Annotated in this window: 16 protein-coding genes; 8 read left to right on the top strand and 8 right to left on the bottom strand. The window is 72.9% G+C overall.

Annotated elements, in window-relative coordinates; genetic code table 11:
- Window positions 1-97: 97 nt before the first annotated feature.
- The 3 genes from ACQPZZ_RS18660 to ACQPZZ_RS18650 form a co-directional block, all read right to left on the bottom strand.
- A complete protein-coding gene (locus tag ACQPZZ_RS18660) occupies window positions 98-331 on the bottom strand; it encodes a hypothetical protein (RefSeq protein ID WP_432933712.1) in 234 nt (77 codons plus the stop codon).
- 186 nt (window positions 332-517) lie between these two features.
- A complete protein-coding gene (locus ACQPZZ_RS18655) occupies window positions 518-2146 on the bottom strand; it encodes an ABC-F family ATP-binding cassette domain-containing protein (RefSeq protein ID WP_432933710.1) in 1629 nt (542 codons plus the stop codon).
- A gap of 31 nt (window positions 2147-2177) precedes the next feature.
- Entirely contained in the window at window positions 2178-2705 is a 528-nt protein-coding gene (locus tag ACQPZZ_RS18650; protein WP_432933708.1) for a DUF1697 domain-containing protein, read from the bottom strand.
- Between the two features lie 244 nt (window positions 2706-2949).
- Here ACQPZZ_RS18650 and ACQPZZ_RS18645 point away from each other — a divergent pair, with 244 nt between their 5' ends.
- From ACQPZZ_RS18645 to ACQPZZ_RS18625, 5 genes are all read left to right on the top strand, one after another.
- Window positions 2950-3171 carry a DUF3311 domain-containing protein gene (locus ACQPZZ_RS18645; protein WP_432933706.1) on the top strand — a complete coding sequence of 74 codons (222 nt, stop codon included), beginning with the start codon at window positions 2950-2952 and terminating at the stop codon, window positions 3169-3171.
- A complete protein-coding gene (gene mctP / locus ACQPZZ_RS18640) occupies window positions 3168-4754 on the top strand; it encodes a monocarboxylate uptake permease MctP (protein WP_432933704.1) in 1587 nt (528 codons plus the stop codon). The genes ACQPZZ_RS18645 and mctP overlap by 4 nt, the downstream gene beginning before the upstream one ends.
- A 137-nt stretch (window positions 4755-4891) precedes the next feature.
- Window positions 4892-6211: an amidohydrolase family protein gene (locus tag ACQPZZ_RS18635; RefSeq protein WP_432933701.1), complete on the top strand. Its 1320-nt coding sequence runs from the start codon at window positions 4892-4894 to the stop codon at window positions 6209-6211.
- 39 nt (window positions 6212-6250) lie between these two features.
- Window positions 6251-9616: an AAA family ATPase gene (locus ACQPZZ_RS18630; protein WP_432933699.1), complete on the top strand. Its 3366-nt coding sequence runs from the start codon at window positions 6251-6253 to the stop codon at window positions 9614-9616.
- A 70-nt stretch (window positions 9617-9686) separates the two neighbouring features.
- Entirely contained in the window at window positions 9687-10334 is a 648-nt protein-coding gene (locus ACQPZZ_RS18625) for a hemerythrin domain-containing protein (protein WP_432933697.1), read from the top strand.
- On the opposite strand, the gene ACQPZZ_RS18620 is transcribed toward ACQPZZ_RS18625, so the two are convergent.
- The 3 genes from ACQPZZ_RS18620 to ACQPZZ_RS18610 form a co-directional block, all read right to left on the bottom strand.
- The gene (locus tag ACQPZZ_RS18620; RefSeq protein WP_432934438.1) at window positions 10325-10948 is read right to left on the bottom strand and encodes an alpha/beta fold hydrolase; all 624 of its coding nucleotides are present in this window, start codon (window positions 10946-10948) and stop codon (window positions 10325-10327) included. The two genes, ACQPZZ_RS18625 and ACQPZZ_RS18620, sit on opposite strands and share 10 nt — an antisense overlap.
- Window positions 10949-10985: 37 nt before the next feature.
- Complete coding sequence (locus tag ACQPZZ_RS18615) at window positions 10986-11186, bottom strand: ArsR/SmtB family transcription factor (RefSeq protein ID WP_432933695.1); 201 nt, start codon at window positions 11184-11186, stop codon at window positions 10986-10988.
- Window positions 11187-11298: 112 nt separating this feature from the next.
- Window positions 11299-11967, bottom strand: coding sequence for a hypothetical protein (locus ACQPZZ_RS18610; protein ID WP_432933692.1), 669 nt, complete (start codon window positions 11965-11967; stop codon window positions 11299-11301).
- Window positions 11968-12025: 58 nt separating this feature from the next.
- On the opposite strand from ACQPZZ_RS18610, the gene ACQPZZ_RS18605 reads away from it, so the two are divergent.
- On the top strand, window positions 12026-13234 hold the full coding sequence (locus ACQPZZ_RS18605) for an MFS transporter (protein WP_432933690.1): 1209 nt from the start codon (window positions 12026-12028) through the stop codon (window positions 13232-13234).
- Window positions 13235-13340: 106 nt separating this feature from the next.
- Here ACQPZZ_RS18605 and ACQPZZ_RS18600 read toward each other — a convergent pair whose 3' ends face one another.
- Window positions 13341-15161, bottom strand: coding sequence for an MFS transporter (locus ACQPZZ_RS18600; RefSeq protein WP_432933688.1), 1821 nt, complete (start codon window positions 15159-15161; stop codon window positions 13341-13343).
- A gap of 205 nt (window positions 15162-15366) precedes the next feature.
- The gene (locus tag ACQPZZ_RS18595; RefSeq protein WP_432933686.1) at window positions 15367-15966 is read right to left on the bottom strand and encodes a TetR family transcriptional regulator; all 600 of its coding nucleotides are present in this window, start codon (window positions 15964-15966) and stop codon (window positions 15367-15369) included.
- Between the two features lie 237 nt (window positions 15967-16203).
- On the opposite strand from ACQPZZ_RS18595, the gene ACQPZZ_RS18590 reads away from it, so the two are divergent.
- Together ACQPZZ_RS18590 and ACQPZZ_RS18585 are read left to right on the top strand one after the other, a co-directional pair.
- On the top strand, window positions 16204-16848 hold the full coding sequence (locus ACQPZZ_RS18590; RefSeq protein WP_432934436.1) for a DNA alkylation repair protein: 645 nt from the start codon (window positions 16204-16206) through the stop codon (window positions 16846-16848).
- 155 nt (window positions 16849-17003) lie between these two features.
- Window positions 17004-18431, top strand: a complete 1428-nt coding sequence (locus ACQPZZ_RS18585; RefSeq protein WP_432933684.1) for a protein kinase domain-containing protein — start codon at window positions 17004-17006, stop codon at window positions 18429-18431.
- Window positions 18432-18449: the final 18 nt, after the last annotated feature.

Genomic DNA, 18449 nt, shown 5'->3' with positions numbered 1-18449 from the left:
CCCGTGGCCCGGCCCTTGGACAATGTCCGGTACGGAAATCAGCGATGCGAACCGCGACGGCCGCGAACCCGGCAGCGCGTCACCGAGGTCGCTCTCGTCAGCCTGCGGTGGCGGAGGGCGGCTCCTTCATCCAGTCCGGGATGTCCCGGCCGGTGACGACGCGGAACTCGTCGGCGACAGCGGTGGTGTCTCCCACATAGGCGAGACGCAGCAGTTCGGCGACCGAGCCGATGATGTCCTCGGCGACGTGTTCTGGCAGTTCCCGCGACGCCAGCAACGCCTCGATCAGCGGGATGACGGCGGCAGCGAATTGGGAGTTCTCGATCCTCACATACCCCGGGTCGCGAGGCTTCTGACATATTGGGGCAGGTAGGCGTCCCGGTTGAGCGCGGCCAGCTCACCGTAGAGACGGACGGCCTCCTCGCTGAAGGGAACCGCCTCGGCCCGCCGCCCGGCCTTCGCCAGAAAAGATCACGCGATGTGATTGATCGACAAGCGCATCGGACCTCTCGCGCTTTCAGGCTTCGCGGATCCGGCCTGCCTCGGCGACGACGCGGCGCGTGGTGTGCACGGCCTGCAACATGCGCCGGTCGTGGGTGACGAGCAGCAGGGTCCCGGTGTACGAGGCCAGCGCGGCCTCCAGCTGTTCGATCGCCGGAAGGTCGAGATGGTTGGTGGGCTCGTCCAGGACGAGCAGGTTGACCCCGCGGGCCTGAAGGAGGGCGAGGGCCGCTCTCGTGCGCTCGCCCGGTGACAGCGTGGCCGCCGGGCGGAGCACGTGGCCGGCGCGCAGGCCGAACTTGGCCAGCACCGTGCGGACGTCGGCGGGCGGCAGCCCGGCGAGCACGCCGAACGCGTCGAGCAGCGGCTCGTCGCCTTCGAAGAGGGCGCGGGCCTGGTCGACCTCGCCGACGACCACACCGGGGCCGAGCGCCGCCGTCCCCTCGTCGAGGGGGATCCGGCCGAGCAGCACGCCGAGCAGGGTGCTCTTGCCCGAGCCGTTCGCGCCGGTGATCGCGACCCGGTCCGCCCAGTCGATCTGCAGGTCGACGGGCCCGAGCGTGAAGGCGCCACGCCGTGCCACCGCGCCGCGCAGCGTCGCGACCACGGCTCCGGAGCGAGGCGCGGCGGCAATTTCCATCCGCAGCTCCCACTCCTTGCGCGGCTCCTCGACGACCTCAAGCCGCTCGATCACCCTCTCGGTCTGCCGGGCCTTGGCCGCCTGCTTCTCCGTCGCCTCGGTGCGGAACTTCCGCCCGAGCTTGTCGCCGTCGGGGGCCTTGCGGCGCGCGTTCTTGACCCCCTTCTCCATCCAGGCGCGCTGGGATCGGGCGCGGGCCTCCAAGGACGCCCTGGTGTCGGCGTACTCCTCGTACTGCTCGCGTGCGTGCCTGCGGGCGACCTCGCGCTCCTCCAGATAGGCGTCGTAACCGCCGCCGTACGCGCGGACCTGCTGCTGGGCCAGGTCGAGCTCGACCACCCTGTTCACCGTACGGGCGAGGAACTCGCGGTCGTGACTGACGACCACGGTCCCGGCGCGCAGTGTCGTCACGAAGCGTTCGAGCCGGTCCAGGCCGTCGAGGTCGAGGTCGTTGGTGGGCTCGTCGAGCAGGAACACGTCGTAACGGCTGAGCAGCAGCGAGGCCAGCCCCACCCGGGCCGCCTGGCCGCCCGACAGCGACGCCATCTCCTGCTCCAGACCGACGGTGAGCCCGAGGTCGGCGGCCACCTCGGCGGCCCGCTCCTCCAGGTCGGCGCCGCCGAGGGCGAGCCAGCGCTCGAGCGCCTCGGCGTACGCGTCGCCGGGATCGCCGCTCACGAGCGCCTCGGTGGCCGCGTCGAGCGCCCGTTGCGCGGCGGCGACCCCGGTCCGGCGGGCGAGGAAGGCGGCGACGGTCTCACCGGGCCGCCGTTCCGGCTCCTGCGGCAGATGGCCGACGTTGGCGGTGGGCGGGCTGAGCCGTACACCGCCGCGCTCGGGGGTGTCGAGGCCGGCCAGCAGGCGCAGCAGCGTCGACTTGCCCGCGCCGTTCACCCCCACCAGCCCCACGACGTCTCCGGGGGCGACGACCAGATCGAGATCCGCGAACAGCACGCGCTCGCCGTGCCCGGCGGTGAGTTCCTTCGCGACAAGAGTTGCGCTCATCAGGACACCGACCCTACTGCGTCCGGTCTGATCAGAGGTCCTCGGCGAGCGCGAGCAGGCGGGTGACGGTGTTCCAGTTGCGCATGGTGGCCGGGCCGGTCGAATACCTCTCCATGAGAGGCGGCAGCTTGGGACGCCGCAGCCCGTCGGGGAAGTAGACGTAGAGCTCCCGTTCGCCTATCCACATCTCTTCGGGCGCGTACGCCGCCGGGTCGATGCTCGCCAGCCCCTCCCGGTCCGGCGGCCGGGCCAGGAAGACCACGGCGAACCGGGCGGGGTCGCGGACCTCCAGGGGGTTGCGCTCCACCACGCCGCGAAGCTGCCCGGCCGTACGGACGATCACCGCGACGGACAGGCCGAGCTCTTCACCGAGTCCGCGCTCGATCGCGGCGGCGGTCGACTCGGCATCCCCGTCCGCGGTGAACAGGGCGTTCCCGCTGCGCAGGTGCGTGCGCACTTTTCCGTACCCGAGCCGGTCCAGCAACGCCCGGAGATCGGCCATCGCCAGCGTGGTGGCGGGGTTGACGTTGATGCCGCGCAACAGCGCCACGTATCGCATCGCATCGCCTCCTTCCGCCCGGAGGCTATCGCCCGTTCCTGTCAGGAAGCGTCAGGTACATGACGCCGCCGCATCGGCCGCCGATCGTCGCTGGGCGCGCCAACATGACCGTTCGCCGATTGGTGATCTATCTGTTACCTGAAGGTCCTTACGCTGCCGCCGAGTAACCGTCCCGCTGGTCCGCGTGACGGCCCGTCACGCGGAGCTGCCGGGCACGCCTGGTCCGTGTCCGATTGGAGAACGTGTGACGACCCCCCGCGCCGACCGCGGCCGCAACCCGGACCGCAGTCCGCTGAACTGGCTGCTCCCGCTGCCGGTCGTGATCCCTCTGATCCCGGCTCTGTTCAACGCCGACGAGCCGCGGCTGTTCGGCATCCCACTGTTCTACTGGCTGCAACTCGCCTTCATCATCCTCGGCGTGACCTCCACCACCCTCGTCTACCGCGCCACGAGGAGGAACCGGTGAAGACCACCGAGATCGTCATCTTCACGCTCCTGTTCCTCGTCGTCAGCGGGCTGGGCTTCGTCGCCGCCCGGTGGCGCCGTCCGAACGACCTCGCCACGCTGGACGAGTGGGGTCTCGGCGGGCGCAGCTTCGGGAGCTGGATCACCTGGTTCCTGATCGGCGGCGACCTCTACACGGCCTACACGTTCGTGGCCGTGCCCGCTCTGATCTTCGGCGCGGGCGCCATGGGCTTTTACGCCGTGCCGTACACGGTGATCGTCTACCCGATGATGATGCTCGTGCTGGTCCGGCTGTGGTCGGTCTCGCACGTGCACAACCTCGTCACGCCGGCCGACTTCGTCCGCGTGCGCTTCGGCTCCCCCACGCTGGCGCTGCTGGTCGCGATCACGGGCATCGTCGCGACCATGCCGTACATCGCCCTGCAGCTCGTCGGCATCGAGGCCGTGCTGAAGACGATGGGGCTGACGGGCGACCTGCCGCTGATCATCGCGTTCGCGATCCTCGCGGCCTACACCTACCAGTCCGGGCTGCGCGCCCCCGCGCTGATCGCGTTCGTCAAGGACTCGCTGATCTACCTGGTGATCCTGGTCGCGATCATCTACATCCCGGCCAAGCTCGGCGGCATGGGCTCGATCTTCGACGCCGCGAAGGCGAAGTTCGACGCCGCCGGCAGTGGCGGCATCACGCTCAACGCGAACAACCAGCTCCAGTACGTCACGCTCGCGTTCGGTTCGGCGCTGGCGCTGTTCCTCTACCCGCACAGCGTGACGGGGATCCTCGCCTCGCGGAACCGGAACGTCATCAAGCGGAACATGTCGGCCCTGCCGGCCTACAGCCTGCTGCTCGGCCTGATCGCGCTGCTCGGCTACATGGCGATCGCGGCCGGGATCAAGCCGATCGGCAAGGACTCGAACACGATCGTGCCGCAACTGTTCGACAAACTGTTCCCCGACTGGTTCACCGGAGTGGCGTTCGCCGCCATCGGCATCGGCGCGCTCGTGCCGGCCGCGATCATGTCGATCGCGGCGGCCAACCTGTTCGCCCGCAACATCTACCGGGAGTACTTCAACCGGAACGCCAGTGCGGCCCAGGAGGCCACGGCCAGCAAGATCGCGTCGCTCGTCGTGAAGATCGGCGCGGTGCTGTGCATCCTGCTCATCGACCCGCAGTTCTCGATCGACCTCCAGCTCATCGGCGGCGTGATCATCCTGCAGACGCTCCCGTCGGTGGGTCTCGGCCTCTACACCCGGTGGTTCCACCGGGGTGGGCTCATCGCGGGCTGGGCCGCCGGCATGGCGGCCGGGATGCTGCTGCTGTACAACATCGCCAACCCGGCCACCAAGCACGACCACTTCGGCGGCTCGGCCTTCCCGCTGTCGCAGCTCGGGTTCGACACCAAGATCACGGTGTACGCCGGGTTCCTCGCGCTGATCGTCAACCTGGTCGTCGCCGTGCTCGGGACCTTCGTGGCCCGTGCCCTGAAGAGCGCCGACGGCCCGGACCGCACCCGGCCGGAGGACTACTTCGCCGACCAGGGCGACCCGCGCGTCCACGAGCTGGAGACGGCCGCGCCCGCTTCCTGAGGTCCTGCGGGCCACGGCCGCCCGACCTCCGTACCGACTTGTGGCCGGCTTGACGCGGTGACGTCTTCCGCGTGAAGTCGGCCACAAGCGTGCGGTGGGACAAAGAGGCATCACCTCGAAAAGCGAAGGAGCATCAGATGCCTCTCAGCCGCGATCTGGTCGTCACCGGCGGTCACGTGCTCGGCATGGACCCGGCCGTCCCGGACGGCCCCGCCGACGTCGTCGTCCGCGACGGCGTGATCGTCTCGGTCGGCCCCACCGCCGAGCCCCCCTCGGGCGCCACCGTCGTGGACGCCTCGGGCTGCCTGGTGATGCCGGGCCTGGTCGACACCCACCGCCACACCTGGCAGTCCGCGCTGCGTCACATCGGGCTCGACTGGAGCCTGATGGACTACCTCGGGGCGGCGTTCCTTCAGCTCGGGCCGAACTTCCGGCCCGAGGACGTCTACGCGGGCACCCTGCTCGGCGCGCTCGGCGCGCTGGAGGCCGGGATCACCACGCTGGTCGACTGGTCCCACATCCAGAACACCCCCGGGCACAGCGACGCCGCCGTGGCCGCGCTGCGCGACAGCGGCATCCGGGGCGTCTTCGCCTACGGCTGGCCCCAGGTGGATCCGCTGGCGTGGGTGGGCGACCACAGCGACGCGGAGCTTCCCGGCGACGTCCGCCGGGTCAGGGACGTGCTCCACGATGACGCCGCCCGCGTGACGATGGCCCTGGCGGCGCGCGGCCCCGAGATGTCGGCCCCCGCCGCCGCCCGGCGCGACCTGCTGCTCGCCCGTGAGCTCGGCCTGCGGGCCACCATGCACGTCGGCTCCGCCGACAAGGCGGGCAGCGTCGGATGGCTGCACGACGAGGGCCTGCTCGACGAGACCGTCACCCTCGTGCACGCGAGCGCGACCGGCGACGACGAGCTGAAGGCCGCCGCCGACGCGGGCGCGACCGCGAGCGTGGCGCCGTTCATCGAGATGACGATGCCCGGGCTCGGCACGCCGGCGACCGGCCGCCTCCTGCGGGCGGGTCTCGTGACCGGTCTCAGCGCCGACACCGAGGTCGCCACCTCGGGAGACATGTTCACGCAGATGCGCGCCGCCCTGGCCCACCACCGCTTCACCCAGGACCCGGTGCCGCTGACCGCCGGCGACCTGCTGCGGATGGTCACCGCCGACGGCGCCGCGGTGGCCGGGCTGGCGGGCGTCACCGGCAGTCTCACGCCCGGCAAGCGTGCCGACCTGATCGTGGTCGCGGCCGACACCCCCGCCGTGGCGCCGGTGCTCGATCCCCGCGCGGCCGTCGTCCTCGCCGGTCACCCGGGGCTCGTCCGCACGGTCGTCTGCGACGGCGCGATCGTCAAGCGTGACGGCGTGCTCACCGGGCCCGTCCGGCGGGCCATGGACGCCGCCGCGGAGAGCCTGGCCCACCTGCGCAGCGCCGTCCCCGGGATGCTCACCGCCTAGGGCAGCGAGACCGGCAGATGATCGTGGCACAATCCCGGCATGGCGGTCATGTTCCGGGTGCTCGGCCCGATCGAGGCGTACGTCGACGGCGTTCCCGTCGACCTCGGTGGGCCCCGGCCCCGGCTGCTGGTGGCCCGGCTGCTGATCGCCAGGGGCGCGACCGTCTCGGTGGACGCGATCCTCGACGACCTCTACGACGGCACGCCGCCGCCGCGTGCCCACAACACGCTGCACAGCTACATCTCCAACCTGCGCCGGGTGCTCGAACCCGGCCGCGCTCCCCGCACGCCCTCGTCCGTGCTGCTCAGCCGCCCTCCCGGGTACGCGCTCGGGCCGCACGAGGTGGACGCGGCGGAGTTCGTCCGCCTGGCCCAGGCCGGCGAGCCCGAACGCGCGCTGGCCCTGTGGCGCGGCATGCCGTACGAGGAGTTCGGCGACGTGCCCTGGCTCCGGCCGGAGATCGAGCGGCTCGCCGAGGCCCACCTCGTGACGCGCGAACGGCTGCTGGCCGGGCGGGTGGGCGACCCGCACGCGGTGGGCGAGCTGGAGGCCCTGGTGGCCGCGCATCCTCTGCGCGAGGGGCTGTGGGAGCTGCTCGCCCGCACGCTCTACGCGCTGGGGCGGCAGGCGGACGCCCTGGAGGCGCTGCGCACGGCCCGGGTTCGCCTGGCCGAGGAGCTCGGCCTCGATCCCGGCCCGGCGCTGCGGCGGCTCGAGGAGGCGATCCTCGCCCAGGACCCGGCCCTCGACCGCCCCGGCGGCGCACGGCGGGGCCAGGACGCACCGGCCGCACCGGTGGTGGCGGCGCGAGCGGACCGGCCGGAACGCCGGGCCGTCGGCCGGGGCACCCAGCTGGACCGGCTCGCGGAGCTGGCCCGAGACGTGGCCGGTGGGAGGCCGAGGATCGCGGTGATCTCCGGTGAGCCGGGGATCGGCAAGACGTGGCTGGCGGAGGCGTTCGCGGAGCGGCGGGCGGCCGAGGGCTGGCCGGTCGCGTGGGGCAGGTGCCACGAAACCTCCGGGGCGCCCGCCCTGTGGCCCTGGCAGCAGGTCGTCCGGGACCTCGCGGGCCGGGTGCCCCCGTCCCCCGCGCAGGCCGCCGCCCTGCGAGTGCTGCTCGGCGATCCCGTGCTGGACGACACCGCGCGAGACGGCATCGCGCTGGGCGACCCCGTGTTGGGCGGCACCGCGCGAGGCGGCACCGCTTCGCGAGCCGGAACGGCCTCGCCGGGCGATCGGCCGGCCGAGGCGGGCGAGGCCCGGTTCCGGCTGCACCAGGCCACCGCGGCATACCTGGACGCGGCCGCCGCCGACCGGCCGCTGCTCGTGCTGATCGACGACCTTCAGTGGGCGGACACGGCGTCGCTCAACCTGCTGTCCGACCTTCCGATGCTGCTGCGCGGCGGAGTCGCGGTCGTGGTCACCGTACGGGCCGGAGAGGGCACCGCCGCGGTCCACGACGCGCTCGGCCTGCTCGGGCGGCACGACGCCCTCCGCCTGCCGCTGGCCGGGCTCGATTCCGCCGCTGTCGCCGAGCTGTCGGGGCTGCGCGACGCGGCGACCGTGGCGGCGCTCGCCGAGCGCACCCGGGGCAATCCGCTGTTCATCCGCGAGACCCTCCGCCTCGCCGAGGACCAGGGCGTCGAGAGGGCGCTCACCGGGGTGCCCGAGGGCCTCGCCGACGTGCTGCGGCGCCGTCTGCTCGGCCTGCCCGCGCCGCACCGTCCCGCCATCGACGCGGCGGCCGTGCTCGGCACCGGCGCGGACCGGCGGCTGGTCGCCGAAGTCGTCGAGGCCGCCGGGAACGCCTCGGGCGTGGACGTGGACGAGGCGCTCGACGCGGCGACCGCCATCCGCGTCCTCGACGAGGACCTGCGCTTCACGCACGACCTGATGCGGGAGACGGTCTACGCCGACATCCCGCCCCGCCGCCGGGCCGGGCTGCATCTGGCCGCGCTGCGGGCGCTCCGCCTACGGCCTGGCGCCGACCTGGCGGTCCTCGCCAGGCACGCGCTGGCCGCCGGCCCGGGCGGCGCGGCCGACGCGGTGCGATGGTCCTCGTCCACCGCGCGGCAGGCGGCCGGCCGGCACGCCTATGAGGACGCCGCGCAGTGGTGGCGGCGGGCGGTCGAGGCGCACGGGACGTTGCCCGGCGCGGACCCGGCCGGACACGTGGAGCTGCTGCTGGAACTGGTCCGCGCGCAGCTCGCCGCCGGCGACGGCGTCTCGGCCCGGCGGACCAGGGCGGAGGCGGTGCTCGCCGCCGACGGGCCAGGCGATCCGCTGCTGGCCGCCCGCGCGCTGACCAGCCTCGACGCTCCCGCGCTGTGGAAGATGTACGCGTACGGCGACATGGAGCTGCACGTGGTGCGGCGGATCGAGGACGCTTTGGCGGCCCTGCCCGCCGGCGACTCCGAGCTGCGCTGCCGGCTGCTCGGCTGCCTGGGGATGGAACGTTACGACGGCTCGGCCGATCCCCGGTGCGACACGGCCACGGCCGAGGCGCTGGCGATGGCCCGCCGCCTGGTGGCCCAGGGTGAGGCGGGCGAGGAGCTGCTCGGGTTCACGCTCAACGCGCGCTACCTCGGCGTGCAGCTGCCGGAACACATACCGGAGCTCGACGCCATCGGCGAGGAGCTCACCCGGCTCGGATCGCCCGGGTTCGAGCTGCTCGGCCACATGATCCGGGAACGTTCCCGCCTGGAGCTGTTCGACGTCGCCGGGGCCGACCGGGCCGCCGAACGGGCGGCCGTGCTGGTCGAGCGGCTCGACCTGCCCTGGCCGCGGTTCCAGCACCTCATCTGGACGGGCGCCCGGCGCCTGCTCGACGGCGACTTCGACGGCGCGGGCGACGCCTACGCCGCGGCGGCCGAGGCGGGCGAGCGGCTCAACCTCTGGTACACGAGCACCGCGCTCGCCTCCGCGCTGCTCGCCCGGCACATCGCCATGCGCGACACCGACGGCGTCGAGGAGCTGATGGAGCAGTACTCCCCCTTCCCCGCCCACCGTCAGGTGATGGACGTGCTCTTCGCGAACTGGCGGGGCGACCGGGCGCCGGCCGAGGCGGCGCGCGAGCAGGGCTGGCACCCGCTGCCGCGCGACTTCGGCGAGCTGCCGGGGGTGTGCCTGCAGGGCGAGGCCCAGATCGTCGCGGACGACCACGAAGGGTGCGCGCGGACCTATCGCAGGCTCCTGCCGTACGAGGACAGGGTCGCCTTCGGGGCGGGGACGTTCTGCGCCGGGCCGGTCGGCTACTTCCTGGGCCGGCTGGCCCACCTGGGCCGGGCCGCCGGGCCGCAGCAGGCGCGAGCGCACCTGGAGGCGGCAGAAAAGCGCTGCGCGGCGGCCGGGCTGAGTTGGTGGGCCGCCCGGATCGCTCGCGAACGCGAGGCCGTGCGCGGATGACGACCGGCCGGGAAGAGGGCCGCAAGTGGGCGTTGAGTGGCGGTGAAGGAGGGTCCCGCATCGTGGGGCCATGACAACACCGACGCAGACCCGGCGCCGACCGGGTGAACCCGCTCCCGACCTCGTCATGTTCCTCGTCTTCCACGCCGGCCTGCGGCGCGAGTTCGGCCGGCTGGCCGAGGTCCTCGACCGCTGCGACCCCCGCGACGAGCGGCGCCGCGCCGTCGTCGACGAGCACCTCGCGCTGCTGCTGCGCGCCCTGCACCACCACCACACCGAGGAGGACGAGAGCATCTGGCCGCTGCTGCGCGGCCTCGTCCCGGAGGCCGCCGCGACGCTCGACCGGCTGGAGGCCGACCACCAGGAGATGGACGCCGTCATCGGCAGGCTTTCCGGCGGTGGCCGGCCGGCCGGCGAGGTCGCGGCGGACCTGCGCGCGCTCGACCGGCTGCTGAACGACCACCTCGACCTGGAGGAGTCCGAGGTCGTCCCGCTGATCAGGGAGCACGTCAGCGCGGCCTGGTGGGACGAGTCGGGCAAGAAGGTCAGCAAGAGTCACGGCCGCGACCTGCCGATGCTCGCCGCCTGGCTGGTCGACGTCGCCACTCCCGCCGACCGCGAGCACATCTTCGGGACCGCTCCGGCCATCATGCGGATCCTCTACCGGCTCTCCTGGCGCCGGGCGTACGAGCGCCGGGTCTCCCAGGTCTACGGGTGACAGGTCTGCGGGTGACCGGGGCGCGGCCTCCGCGACGCCGATGCGGAGGCCGCGCCCGTTCCCGGCGTCCTCGCCGTACAGCGTGCGGGCGGGCGTCGCCGCGCACCAGTCGGTGAAGCGGCCGAACATCCGCTCCAGGCCCCGGTAGGCCAGGAGGTTCTGGTTCGCCCAGCCGGCGGTCTGGTCGATACGCCGTCCAGGCACATCGCGCGGACGTGTTCCGGGAACAGCCGGAGGCAGGCGGCGGCCGGCACCCCGCCGTAGGAGCCGGCCATGAAGCTGAGCCGCGGCTCGCCCAGGGCCGCGCGGATCGCCTCCAAGTCGCGGGGCCGCCGACGGCGAGTCGAGCCTGCCGTACCAGCCCGCTGCGGTCCTCGGCCCGGCATCCGCGGACGGCCGCGGCGATCGCGCGTGCCTGGGAGTCGTACGCGGCCCGGTTGCGGGGCGCGGTCAGGGCCGGCACCGCGCTGTGCGCAGGACTCCGGCGGCTCGGCGGCGAGTCCGATGTTGCGCGGGTCGTAGGCGACGAGGTCGAAGCGCTCCCGGAGCCCGGTGAGGTCACCCGCCGCTCGCTTGATGTCCTCGATTCCGCTGGAACCGGGGCCGCCGGGGATGTGTAGCCGCGCTGCCGATCCGGATGACGCGGAAAGGTCAGTCCGGCTCGGCGGTGAGCAGGGCCAGGAGTGCCTCCCCCCGGCCGGTGAGGCGGTAGATAACGGCGCGTCCCGCCCGTGCTCCGGCCACCACGCCGCCGTCCTTGAGTACGGCCAGGTGGGCGCTCACCGTGCCCAGAGAGAGGTCCAGGGCATGCGCGAGCTGGGTGCTCGTCGCCGGTCTCGACAGCTCCCGCACGACCCGGGCGCGGCCGGAACCGAGCAGAGCCGCCAGCGGATCCGGCCCCGTCGCCCGCGCGCGGGCCGCCGCTCCCCGCGCCGGGTAGACGAGCGCGTACCGCGGCGGCCGCTCACATCAACCAGCCGCCGCCGGCCGTCTGCGGGACGAAGACGAGCCCGTCGTCCGTGATCAGCAGGTCCGGCCAGTCCTGGTCGTCGAACCTGACGGCGTCCTGGCCGACCCACGCCGACCGGCCCGTCATGCCCTTGACCGCCTGCTGCCAGCCGTGGGCGGCGAGCACCCCGGCGCGGTGCGCGATGTCGCGCTCCAGCACGCCGCGCCGCCGCGGCCAGTCCGGGGCGACGAAGCGCTCCCACCCCTCCCGCAGGGCCGCGGCGACTCGTGGCCCGAGCGCGCCGAGCCCCAGCCATGTGGTGTCCTGTGGCCTCCAGCTCGCGGCGACGGCGTCGGCCACCGTGGAGCGCACTGCCTCGTCCGTGAATCGCGCCACGTCGGCCAGCTCGTCGGTCAGCCGGGTCCTCATCCCGCCGCGCGGCGGCTGGGCGACCATGTCGGGAAGCCACTTGGTGGCGGCGACGAGGGACATCAACCCGGCGGCGACCTCGTTTCCCTCCAGCCAGCGCCGGTAGGCGGGCCGGTGTTCCGCGTGCCAGCACGCGAGCCAGGGGTCGGCGCAGGGCCGATCCAGGGCGATGAGCGAACCGAGTGTCTCCGCCAGAGGCGAGAGGGCGAAACGACACCGTGAGAGGGCGGTGGGGGTGAGCCGGAGCAGAGTCACGTTGCGCCTTTCAGCGTAAGGATGGCGTCGGCGCGGAGCCTACGGACACCCTTGCGCGGTGCCCGCCTCAACGACACCTCTGCTCGTCCCGCCGTTCCGCGGTTTCTTCCTCGGGCGCGCCGTCTCGCTCGCCGGCAGCTCCATGACGCCCGTCGCGCTGGCCCTCTCTGTGCTCGGCATCTCAGGCGAGGCCGGCGACCTCGGGATCGTCCTCGCGGCCCAGGTGATCCCGCAGCTCGTCCTCACCCTGGTCGGCGGAGCGTCGGCCGACAGGTTCTCACGGCGCGGCGTCCTCGTCGTCGCCGGCCTCGGCGCCGGGCTCACCCAGGGCGCCGTCGCGGCCGTGCTGCTCACCGGGCACTACAGCCTGCCGCTGGTGAGCGGACTCGTAGCCGCGGGCGGCGTCCTGGAGGCGTTCGCGTCACCGGCGCTGCGCGGCATCGTCCCCGAGCTGGTCGGCGCGCGAGACCTGCAGCGCGCCAACGCGGTGCTCTCCGCGGCGGGCAACGCCGCCCGCGTCCTCGGCCCGGCCGCCGCGGGCCTGATGGTCGCCGGTGCCGGCGGCGGCTGGGCCATCGCCCTCGACGCGCTGAGCTTCGTCGCGGCTGCCGGATTCTTCGCCCGGCTCCCGCGGGGGACACGCGTGCCGGCCTCCGAGGCACGTCCGCTGTCGGGCATCCGCGCCGGATGGGAGGAGTTCCGCTCGACCCCCTGGATCTGGAGCATGACGCTGTCCTTCGGCGTGATCAACCTTGTCAACGTCGGCCCCTGGCAGATCCTCGGCGCGATGCTCACCAAGGGCCACGACGGCGAGGCGGCCTGGGGGCTGGTGCTCAGCGCCCGCGCCCTCGGGACGCTCGTCATGAGCGTGGTCATGTACCGCCTGGCGCTGCGCCGCCCCCTGCGGAGCGGAGCCCTGGCGGGTGCGCTCGCGGCGCTTCCGCTGCTGGCGCTGGGCTGCGCCGCCGGCACGCCGGCGCTGATGACGTGCGCCTTCGTCGGTGCGCTCGGTTTCTCCCTCGCGGGCATCGCCTGGGACACCGCCCTGCAGCAGCACGTGCCCGGCGATGTGCTCTTGCGCGTGTGCTCCTATGACGATCTGCTCTCCTACGCGGCCATCCCGGCCGGGCAGCTGCTCGTCGGGCCGGCCGCCGCCCACCTGGGCGGCGAACGAGTGGCCCTCCTCTGCGGAGTCATCTACGTCGCCGCCGGCCTCGGCCCGCTCGCCGTCCGCTCGGTCCGAGACCTCTCCGCGCGCACGGCGTGATCCGGGATTCGCGATCCGGGAGGCCCGGGGCAGGGGCGGGAGCCCTTCCCGGCCCCCGCCCCCCGGCGCGTACGTCAGCGCCCTCGCCCCGTCCGCGCCGAGACGCTCATCTGTCCGGAGTGGCGCGCTGGGCGTCGAACTCCTCGTCCGGGACGACCAGCTCGCTGCCGGCCAGGGCGGCCTCGCCCGAGACCGCGGCGAGCTCGGAGCCGAGCGACTCGTGGGCGGCGGCGCGGTGCCGGCGGCCGACGCGGTCGGTCAGCAGCGACGACAGGGCGGCCACCAGGCACGCGGCCACGGCGAACCAGAAGGCGATGACCAGGCCCTGGTGGAAGGGACCCGCGATGAGGTGCGGGAAGAACTCCTTGCTCGTCAGGTGGGCGCCGCCGTCGGGCAGCCGGTCCAGGACGCCGCCGAGGAGCTGCCGGAACGGGTTGTATCCGAGGAACGCCGCGAACAGCACGGCGATCGGCGGCAGCTGGGCGATGCCCTCGGCCTGCGCGGCGGGCACTCCCTGCGCCACCAGCTCGTCGTGCATGGTGTGCGGCAGCGACTGCGACAGGCCCGCGATCATCAGGCTGAAGAACACGCCGATGGACAGGACCATCGAGGAGTTCTGGAAGGTGGCGGTCATGCCCGCGCCGACGCCGCGGGACTCCGCCGGAACCGCGTTCATGATCTCCGCCCGGTTGGGCGAGGAGAACAGGCCGGACCCGAGGCCGTTGATCAGGATGAGCAGCGCGAAGACGCCGTAGCCGAAGTCCGTCGGCAGGGTCATCAGGGCGAAGAAGCTCGCCGCGGTGACCAGGGTGCCGCCGACCGTGAACATCCGTGGCCCGAAGCGGTCCGACAGCCAGCCGGAGACCGGCGCCGACAGCAGGAAGCCCACGGTCAGCGGGATCATGTAGATGCCCGCCCACAGAGGCGTCTCCTCGAAGCTGTAGCCGTGCAGGGGCAACCAGATGCCCTGCAGCCAGATGATCAGCATGAACTGCAGGCCGCCGCGCCCGAGGGCGGTGAGCAGGCTGGCGATGTTGCCCGCGAGGAACGCGCGGCTGCGGAACAGCGTCAGCCGGAACAGCGGTTCGGCCACCCTCGTCTCGACCCACGCGAACAGCGCGAGCAGCAGAACGCCCCCGGCGAGCGCGGCGATCACCCACGGGTTGCCCCACCCCATCACGCCGGTCCCGTACGGCTGGATGCCGTAGGTGATGCCGACCAGCAGCGCGATGAGACCGACGGCGAAGGTCGCGTTGCCCCACCAGTCCATCCGGGCCCGGCGGCGCACGCCGTTGTCGCGCAGCTTGAGGTACGCCCAGATCGTGCCGAAGACGCCGAACGGCACGGAGACCAGGAAGATCGCCTTCCAGTCGACCGGCGCCAGGACCCCGCCGATGACCAGGCCCAGGAAGGAGCCCGCGATGCCAGCGATCGAATTGATGCCGAGCGCCGTGCCGCGCTGGCGCACGGGGAAGGCGTCGGTCAGGATCGCGGTCGAGTTGGCGAACAGCAGCGCCCCGCCGATCCCCTGCACGATCCGCCAGCCGATCAGCCACATGGCACCGGCGTCGCCGTCCATCCAGGTCAGCGACAGCATGATCGAACACAGGCTGAAGACCGCGAACCCGAGGTTGTACATGCGGACCCGGCCGAACATGTCGCCCAGGCGGCCGAACATCACCACCAGCACGGCCGTGACGACCATGAAGCCCATCATCATCCACAGCAGGTAGCCCGTGTTGCCGGGGTCGAGCGGGTTCAGGTGGATGCCCCGGAAGACGTCCGGAAGGGCGATCAGCACGATGGACTGGTTGATCGTCACCATCAGGACGCCGAGGGTGGTGTTGGACAGCGCGATCCATTTGTACCGCGAGGGCGGCGCCGCCTGCGGCGACGCCCCCGCCAGGGACTGGTTCGCTACGGCCACGGAGTGGTTCCCCTCCTCTTGGTCCGCACAGCGCGCAGCCTGTTTCCGCGCAGCGCGCGACGGACGGACAGTTAGTTAGCGCAACTAAATTACCCCGATCGGGTGACATCGATGTTTCACGGCATGCGCGATAAAGGCCTTCATGGGGCCCTTAATCACATTTGAGCGTTATCTGACCTGATTTAGGGCGCCAAAGGGGACGGCGTCAGGGCTTGAGCACCCCGGCGATCACATCGACCAGGCTGTCCACGACCGTGTCGCGGTCGAGCCCGTGGTTGTCCAGCCACCAGTCCCCGATCGCCTGCACCATGCCGACGAACGCGTGGCCGAGCACCTGGGCGCGTACCGGGTCGGCGACGCCCTCCTGCGTGAGCACCACGCCCAGCTCCTCGCCGACGCTGCGCACGATCGCGGCCATCTGCGTACGGGTGCGGCTGTCCTCCGCGCTGGCCCGGTGGAACAGGAAGCGGTAGAGGTTGGGGTTGGCCGAGATCGTGTCCAGATAGGCCTCGACGGTGGCCCTGGCGCGTACCCGGGGGTCGGCGACGGCCCTGGCGAACTCGGGGCGCAGCAGGTCGATCACGACGCGGGCGTGGCGTTCCGCGAGAGCCTGGTACAGGCCGCTCTTGTCGCCGAAGTGACGGTAGAGAATCGGCTTGGTGATCCCGGCCTCCGCCGCGATCGCGGCCATCGACGCCTGCGGGCCCTCCCTGCGGATCACCCGGTCGGCCGCGTCGAGCAGGTGCCTGCGCCGCTCCGGGCTCCGGCCGCGCTCCCCTGTGCCGCCCGTCGTGAGCCCCGTCATGAGCACAGCATAGGGTCCGTCTCCGCCGATGCCCGGACGCTCATATCGGGCGAAGCACCGCGGAAGGCACGGCGGACCCGATCCATGGCGGCCGGAAGAGGACCGCGCGAATCTCGTCGAACGCATCGAGAGCACCGTGCTCACCATGGGCGTGCTCGTAGGCTGGATCTCGCCCGTGACGGACAGGAGGCCGAGGTGGCCGAGACGACGCCGACCGAGACGACGGTGGCCGAGGTGATGGCCGAGCTGGCCGCGCTCGATGACCCGAAGGCACGCGAGGTCAACGAGAAACACGGTGACGACCACGGTGTGAACCTCGGCAGGCTGCGCGCGCTCGCGAAGCGGCTGAAGACGCAGCAGGAACTCGCGTGCCGGCTCTGGGAGACGGACGACACGGCGGCGAGACTGCTGGCGATCCTGACCTGCCGTCCGAAGGCGTTCGAGCGTGACGAGCTGGACGCCATGCTGCGCGAGGCACGCGCACCCAAGGTGCACGACTGGCTCGTGAACTACGTGGTGAAGAAGAACCCGCACGCCGAGGAGCTGCGTCTGGCCTGGTCCGCCGATCCGGATCCGGTGGTCGCGAGCGCCGGCTGGGCGCTGACCGCCGAACGCGTGACCAGGAAGCCCGAAGGCCTCGACCTCGCAGGACTGCTCGACGTCATCGAGGCGGAGATGAAAGACGCCCCGGATCGCCTGCAGTGGGCGATGAACCACTGCCTGGCCCAGATCGGCATCGAGCACGCCGGGCACCGCGCCCGGGCGATCGGCATCGGTGAACGCCTGGAGGTGCTCAAGGACTACCCCACCTCCCCGGGCTGCACGTCTCCGTTCGCGCCCATCTGGATCACCGAGATGGTGCGCCGGCAGCACGACACGTAGGAAGGTGCACGCTCCCGCCCGTGCCGCGATTCCCTTCTCGTGCCGCCTGAGCGCCCGCCGCGCTCCGCGCGGATGGGGGGCCGATGGGCGATCACTCCGGTAATGTGCCGGACACGGGATTTGTGATCGCGGTTCCGCCGAGTCGGAGGTGCGGGGTGGGCGAGGCGGGCGGGCCGCTGGTGCCGGGCTACGAGGTGCTCGGCGTCCTTGGCCAGGGCGGCTTCGGGGTCGTGTACCGCGCCCGGCAGCTGGCGGTGGGCCGGGAGGTCGCGCTCAAGATCGACAATCGGGTGCTCGTCTCCGACCGCGACCGGCGCAGGTTCATGCGCGAGGTGACGTCCGCCGGCGCCCTGTCCGGCCACCCGCACGTGGCCGACGTCTACGACGCGGGCGTGCTCACGGACAGCCGGCCGTACATGGTGCTGGAGCTGTGCCCCAACGGGTCGCTGGCCGACCGGCTGCGCGACGGCGGCCCGCTCGGCCCCCGCGAGGTGCGCGACATCGGCGTCAAGATCGCCGACGCGCTGGCCGCCGCCCACGCCCTGGGGGTCCTCCACCGCGACGTCAAGCCCGCCAATATCCTGGTCAACTCCTACGGCATGGTCGCCCTGTCGGACTTCGGGCTTGCCACCATGCCGGGGCAGGGCGGCACCGCGCGGGGCGAGGTGTCGGTGACGCGCGAATCGCTCACACCCGCCTACGCCCCGCCCGAGGCGTTCGACCTCACCGAGCCCACGGCCGCCGGGGACGTGTACGCGCTCTCGGCCACGTTGTACGCCCTGCTGCAGGGCAGGCCGCCGCGCTTCCCGGAGAGCGGCGTGGTGAACATCGCGGCCATCATGGCGCTGCACCGGCTGCCGATCCCCGACGTCCCCGGCGTGCCCGCCGCGCTCACCGCCGTCCTGCGCCACGGCATGGCGACCGATCCGGCCCAGCGGATCCGGACGGCCGCCGGGCTGCGGGACGCGCTCGCCGCCCTGGCCGAGGACGGCTCCGCCCCGGGAGGTGGCGCGCGGTCCGCCGCGGCGCGGCCGTCCGCGGCCGGGAGGCCGGCCGGCGATCCGGGGTGGCGCGCCGCATCCCCCTCAGGCCCCATTGCGTCCCCCTCCGGGCCCGCCCCTTCCCTCTCCGGCCCCGTTGCGTCCCCCTCCGGAACCGGCCCTTCCCCCCTCGGGCCCGCCGCACGAGGACGAACCCCCGGGGAGGGATGGCCCGCCGAACCGGGCCACTCGCTCACCGGCCCGGCCGGAGGCCTGGCAGGAGACGGTCAGGACGTGCGCCGGGCGGCGACCACGCCGAACGCGGTGCCGGCCCCCCGGCCCCCCGATCGCCGGCTCCCCGCTCACCGGTCACCCCACCCCCTGCCACCCCATCACCGGCCACCCGGCCGGCCGCTGCAGGGCTCCCCGCAGGGGGCCGCTCCCACGCTCCCGCCGCGCACGGGCATGTCCCGGCAGTCGATCGTGTTCGGCGTGGTCACCGCCGTCTTCGCGCTCCTGCTGACGGCCGGGATCGCCGTCCTGATCATGGAGAACCGCGACACCGGCCCCACGCCGTCCGCCACCTCCACCGCCGCCCGGTGACGAACGACCGGTGACGAA

It is taken from the genome of Microbispora sp. CA-135349 (genome assembly GCF_050947365.1).
In the GTDB taxonomy this organism is placed as follows: domain Bacteria; phylum Actinomycetota; class Actinomycetes; order Streptosporangiales; family Streptosporangiaceae; genus Microbispora.
The sequence above is the reverse complement of the archived record's forward strand: the minus strand, read 5'-3'. Positions and strand labels throughout refer to the sequence as shown.

Coding starts and splice junctions, on each gene's coding strand:
- ACQPZZ_RS18655 (WP_432933710.1), bottom strand. CDS start 2,146: ATGAGCGCAACTCTTGTCGCGAAGGAACTCACCGCCGGGCACGGCGAG.
- ACQPZZ_RS18650 (WP_432933708.1), bottom strand. CDS start 2,705: ATGCGATACGTGGCGCTGTTGCGCGGCATCAACGTCAACCCCGCCACC.
- ACQPZZ_RS18635 (WP_432933701.1), top strand. CDS start 4,892: ATGCCTCTCAGCCGCGATCTGGTCGTCACCGGCGGTCACGTGCTCGGC.
- ACQPZZ_RS18630 (WP_432933699.1), top strand. CDS start 6,251: ATGGCGGTCATGTTCCGGGTGCTCGGCCCGATCGAGGCGTACGTCGAC.
- ACQPZZ_RS18625 (WP_432933697.1), top strand. CDS start 9,687: ATGACAACACCGACGCAGACCCGGCGCCGACCGGGTGAACCCGCTCCC.
- ACQPZZ_RS18595 (WP_432933686.1), bottom strand. CDS start 15,966: ATGACGGGGCTCACGACGGGCGGCACAGGGGAGCGCGGCCGGAGCCCG.
- ACQPZZ_RS18590 (WP_432934436.1), top strand. CDS start 16,204: ATGGCCGAGCTGGCCGCGCTCGATGACCCGAAGGCACGCGAGGTCAAC.